General features: G+C 38.5%; 6 protein-coding genes. 5 read left to right on the top strand and 1 reads right to left on the bottom strand.

Annotation, left to right across the window (positions count from 1 at the left end):
* The 3 genes from E1176_RS07160 to E1176_RS07150 all read left to right on the top strand — a co-directional run.
* Positions 1 to 1,113 (top strand): glycosyltransferase family 2 protein (locus E1176_RS07160; RefSeq protein ID WP_155209921.1); only part of this gene is annotated, 1,113 nt, incomplete at its 5' end.
* A 4-nt stretch (positions 1,114 to 1,117) separates the two neighbouring features.
* A complete protein-coding gene (locus tag E1176_RS07155) occupies positions 1,118 to 1,783 on the top strand; it encodes a class I SAM-dependent methyltransferase (RefSeq protein WP_155209920.1) in 666 nt (221 codons plus the stop codon).
* A 136-nt stretch (positions 1,784 to 1,919) separates the two neighbouring features.
* Positions 1,920 to 2,198 carry a hypothetical protein gene (locus tag E1176_RS07150; protein ID WP_155209919.1) on the top strand — a complete coding sequence of 93 codons (279 nt, stop codon included), beginning with the start codon at positions 1,920 to 1,922 and terminating at the stop codon, positions 2,196 to 2,198.
* Here the strand turns inward: E1176_RS07150 and E1176_RS07145 are convergent, their stop codons facing one another.
* Entirely contained in the window at positions 2,199 to 2,591 is a 393-nt protein-coding gene (locus tag E1176_RS07145) for a VOC family protein (protein WP_155209918.1), read from the bottom strand. It abuts the gene before it with no gap.
* A 139-nt stretch (positions 2,592 to 2,730) separates the two neighbouring features.
* On the opposite strand from E1176_RS07145, the gene E1176_RS07140 reads away from it, so the two are divergent.
* Both E1176_RS07140 and E1176_RS07135 read left to right on the top strand, forming a co-directional pair.
* Complete coding sequence (locus E1176_RS07140) at positions 2,731 to 4,485, top strand: chloride channel protein (RefSeq protein ID WP_155209917.1); 1,755 nt, start codon at positions 2,731 to 2,733, stop codon at positions 4,483 to 4,485.
* Between the two features lie 551 nt (positions 4,486 to 5,036).
* A partial coding sequence (locus tag E1176_RS07135) for a TlpA disulfide reductase family protein (RefSeq protein WP_155209916.1) occupies positions 5,037 to 5,498 on the top strand: 462 nt, incomplete at its 3' end.

Below are 5,498 nucleotides of genomic sequence, written 5' to 3'. Positions count from 1 at the left end.
GTAGGCATCTGTATAGACAAAGCTCAGGGATTTATGGCCAGACACAACATCAATGGTGAAGTGATCATAGCCGATAATGGAAGTACTGATAAATCAATAGAAATTGCCGAGTCTAAAAATGCCAGAGTAGTGCATGTTGATGCTAAAGGCTACGGTAACGCCCTCCGAGGAGGCATAACAGCCGCCCATGGCAAGTACATCATCATGGGAGATGCCGATGATAGTTATGATTTTTCGGCTTTGGAGTTTTTTGTTGAAAAGTTGAGAGAAGGCTACGACCTGGTCATGGGAAATCGCTTTCGTGGAGGAATTAAAAAAGGAGCGATGCCGCCAGTACACAGATACTTTGGCAACCCGGCACAATCTCTTGTAGGAAGAATTTTCTTTAAAATAAAAATCGGTGATTTTAACTGTGGCTTAAGAGGATTTTCGAAAGAAGCCTTTTATAAAATGAAGCTCAAGACTACAGGTATGGAGTTCGCTTCAGAAGTAGTAGTAAAAGCTGGACTTACCGGCTTAAAGATCACTGAGGTACCTACTATTCTTCATCCGGACGGAAGAAGCAGACCTCCTCACTTGCGTACATGGAGAGACGGTTGGCGTAATTTGCGTTTCTTTCTTATGTATAGCCCTGCCTGGTTATTTTTATATCCGGGGCTGTTTCTAATGCTGTTTGGGGGTATTACTTCAGCACTTATTTTGGCAAGTGGCTACCTTCAGTTAGGTCAGATCAACCTGGCAACTCACTCACTATTGTACTGCTCAGCACTAATCATTTTCGGTTTTCAGGGAGTCTTATTTTATGTGATGACAAAAATATATGTCTACACGCAAAAGCTCTTCCCAGTAAAGACCCGGCTCAGTAAGTGGTATAAGCTTTTTACATTAGAAAAAGGAATTTTGGTTGGTGGTTTACTTATGACCATTGGTGTCATATTGTGGGGCTATGCCATTTATAAATGGAGTGAAACTAATTTTGGTGATCTGGATGTGGCCAAGACGATGAATATTGCTATTCCATCAGTGACTATGCTGGTTTTAGGTAGCCAGATTTTATTAAATAGCTTTTTTATAAGCATCCTAGGTCTGAAAAAAACAGCTACAACCGACTAGTCTGATGAAGACTTTTCTAAAGAAAAAACTTGTGAGCATCCATCAAAAGAGCTCACACGTAAATCGCACAACCATTTTATCAAAAGAGATCAGTGAAAAAATAAAAGATATGCCTGATCTACCAGAGTCTATCTCTTGTCTTGATGTTGGTTGTGGTGATTTAAAACTTTCCGGTAACATAATAAATCACCTGCCCAAGACCGAGTGGTATGGAATTGATGTCTTTGAGCCAAAAGATAAATCTGACCCAAAATGGAAGCGCTTCAAGTTTTTTGATGGTAAGCACATCCCTTTTGATGATAACCAATTCGATATTGTGCTTTTCAGCGATGTGTTACATCACGCTGATGAAGATGTGCCCAAATTACTTCAGGAAGCCAAACGTGTTTCTAAGTATATAATCATTAAAGATCACTTTGAGTATGGGTTCGTCTCCAGGCAGTTTCTTCGATTGATGGATTTTATTGGTAATTGGGGTTACGATGTCAATATTCCAAAACGATATTTTACTGAAGCTTATTTTAGAGAGTTATGTGAGACACACACATTGCAAATTTTAAGTCTTCAAAAAGGAGTAGCACTCTATGATCACCTGCCAATAATTAACAAAATAGCACAGGATAAATGGCAATTTATAGCGGTTTTGAAGGGTCTTGAGGTCGATTCTTAACAGAAAATTAAAGAGACGAGATCGATTTTACACTAAAAAATCGTAAATTAAGGTATAACCACTATTGTCAAAAATCCATTAGGGGTTACAATTTTCTAACTTAAGTATTATAGATTTACGGTCTATAGAAATCGATATGCAGAAAGTCAGTATTTATAAAGGAATTGAGTACATACGCATCAGCCAGTTGCCAAAAGAAGAAAGAGATCAAATACGCAATTGGTTAAATATCGACACAATTATTAAAATTCAGACAGAAACGGAGCTTATCCCAGATGGTGTGGTGTATAAAAACTACGTTCACTGGTACGAAAATATCTATACTAAGATCAGCCCTGCTGAGGTAGCTACCGAATCTAAGGCAGCAAAAGCTAAGGCTAGCACCAAACCTTACTCAGGCCTGGCCTTCGAATAATCAGCCCCAAATGCCTTCAGGCACTATTTCCAGCACATTATTTTCAGGGTCACTAAAATAAAATGACTCCTGACCGCTTTTCCATATTACTTCTTCAGTCACCTCTATACCGAGGTTTTTTACTTTTTCTTTAGTCTGTAAGTAATCTTCCCGCGTTACCTCAAATGCAAAATGCTGATTACCTCCACCAAAATGGGCCGGAGGACTCGTCTTGGTTTTAGAGTCTTCAGGGTTAAAACATAATAACACCGAGCTGCCTACTCGCAGGAATAAATGCTTATCAGCCAGATAATGTATAATATCAAAGCCCATTTTTCCATTATAAAAATCTTTGGCAGCTTCAAGGTCGTGTATGTAAAGACATGTTTCCTTTATTCTCTTTATCTCTTTCATTTCCAGTCACAAATTGCATGTTAAGCTTTCGCAAAAATCTTCTCTCAACTTTAAACTACTAACATTATAGATTAAATGCTATTCTGCTAAATTTGCGTTTCGCTTAAAATCTCCCGGTGTGAAAGCAGATGGCTTGCTCATGAAATTCCTCATATGGCGGATGAAACACATAAGTACTAAAAACTTTGTGGTCATCATCGCTGGAGTGATTGGTATTTTCGCTGGTTTAGCTGCTGTATTGCTCAAAGAGACCGTTCACTTTATACAACATTATCTCACCAGTGGTTTCGATATCAAAATTGCCAACTACTTCTACATCGGCTATCCTTTAGTAGGTATTGTACTTACAGTGCTCATCGCCAAATACGTGCTTAAGGAGCAACTCGGGCACGGCATCACTCAGATTTTGTATGACATTTCTAAAAATTCAAGTATTGTCAAGCGCACAAAGATGTTTTCAAGAGTGATTACCAGTGCTATCACAGTAGGTTTTGGTGGTTCTGTTGGTTTGGAGGCACCCATTGTAGTTACTGGCTCTGCAATTGGCTCAAATGTTGGCCGGTTTGTACACCTAAATTATAAGAAGCGTACTTTGCTTATTGGGTGTGGAGCAGCTGCGGCTATTTCTGCAATATTTAATTCGCCAGTGGCGGGAGTTATTTTCTGCCTTGAAGTAATATTGGCTGATGTCACCATTGCCATGTTCATCCCCGTACTTATTGCCTCTGTAGCGGGCAGTTTGGTTTCATTGACTTTGCTGGGTGACGATGTGCTGTTTTCATTTAGACTTACCGATACCTTCTCAGCATCAGATACGCCTTTCTACCTATTATTAGGTGTTACCTGTGGTTTGGTTTCTGTTTATTTCACCAGAATGACTTATAAAATCGAGTCGTTAATTAAGAAAATTCAGGGCTCTATTGGTCGTGCGATTACTGGTGGCGTTTTACTTGGGCTTATTATATTCATCTTCCCTCCAATTTATGGTGAGGGTTACAATACCATCAAGCTATTATTGGCAGGAAGAGAGGAAGAAATTTTAAATACCACATTATTTTTCCAGGAAACCACCAATGTTCTCTGGTTTTTCGGCTTTGTATTTGGCGTTATACTTATCAAACCGGTTGCTTCTGCACTCACCATTGGCTCTGGTGGTAGTGGCGGTATTTTTGCGCCTTCTTTGTTTCTGGGAGGAGTTACGGGCTTCTTATTTGCGGCCATTTTAAATATAGTAGCCTGGGAAGACGTAAGTACAAGCAACTTTACACTCGTAGGTATGTGCGGTGTAATGAGTGGCGTTCTTTATGCCCCATTGACCGCTATATTCCTCATTGCAGAAATTACCAGTGGTTACGAACTCTTTGTACCTCTTATGCTGGTATCGGCCATATCATTTTCTACCAGTTCATTCTTTGAAAAACACTCTTTATATACTAAGCACTTAATCGAGAGTGGAGACCTCATACAATACGACAAAGACCGACAGGTTTTGAGCTTAATTGATTTAAAGAAGGTCGTAGAAAAAGACCTGAAGAAAATACACCCCGAAGCCACACTGGGTAAACTGGTTGATCTGGTGCAGATCTCACGAAGAAACATCTTCCCTGTGGTAAATGATGAGCAGCAACTCGTAGGTGTAATCACCTTAGATGACATCAGGAATATCATGTTTGATGAAGAGCAAAGACAAAATACTTTGGTAAAATCTCTGATGCATACGCCTCCTGCTTATGTAAGCTCTCATGAAAATATGCAATCTGTCATGAGTAAATTTGAACTTACAGGAGCCTGGAATTTACCAGTCATAGATAATGGCAAATATGTTGGCTTCTTATCAAAGTCAAGAATATTTAGTACCTACAGAAAGAAGCTCATCAGGCACAATCGTGAGTAGCTAATAAAGTCTTGCCCTTACATTTCAAACTTATTTTTAAAAAATTAAGCATACGCTTGCTCAATAAGATATTTTGGTTAATTTCTACGTAACAAAATTATCTTTTGGCAGTTGTCCACAAAGTTCACATCTAAATGTAGCCTCATAATACCCTGATTTTTAGACACTTATGTAATATCATTAAACTTGTGTGGAAAACTTATCGAAAATGTGGAAAACTTTAAGGCCAAACTTTTGCATCTTTTTTTTGTATAATTTCGCCTACCCAAATGTCGCTAAAAAGCCTCTTTTTGCGCAATTACTTACACCCTCAATCATCGCAATAATCACCACTAAAACTGCTAAAACTTTTTACTTGAGTGAATCGAAGGTTTCAAAAAACGAACAATTCTAAATTAATTCAGTGTTACGGTAAGTTTACGGTACAATTATTCGCACAACCGATTTGCTAATAATCTCATTTTACAGCAATATTAGTTGTATTAGAATAATGCAATTATTTAATTTATGCCCATATCAAACTAATTTTTAGAAAATTCGTTAGGCTTTACATGAAACAGTTTTGTCTTATCTCCCTATTTATCTTTTCTGCTTCTTCTATTTCTTTCGGTCAGAACAAAGCTGAGGTTATTAAATTTGATAAGCTCGCTCAACTAATGTCAGATGAAGGTGACAACATTCAGGTGATCAATTTTTGGGCAACCTGGTGTGCTCCTTGTATCAAAGAGATACCATACTTTGAAGCTTTACCTGCACAAGTCGAAGGACGCGACATTACAGTGACCCTAATAAGTATGGACTTTGTAGAAAAACTTGATCGCGTAAATAGCTTTATCGAAAGAAAGGAAATCGCGTCTGGTGTTTTGCTGTTAGACAACATTGATTATAACTCCTGGATCGACCGTGTTGACGAAAGCTGGTCTGGAGCTATACCCGCCACCATGTTTATAGATAGCAAAACCGGAAAGAAGAAGTTCATAGAAGGTGAACTGGAAAAAGAAGAATTGAATCAA

The sequence above is a fragment of the Fulvivirga aurantia genome (genome assembly GCF_009711475.1).
Lineage (GTDB): Bacteria > Bacteroidota > Bacteroidia > Cytophagales > Cyclobacteriaceae > Fulvivirga > Fulvivirga aurantia.
Note: the sequence above shows the minus strand (reverse complement) of the source record. Positions and strands in the feature narration are given on the sequence as shown.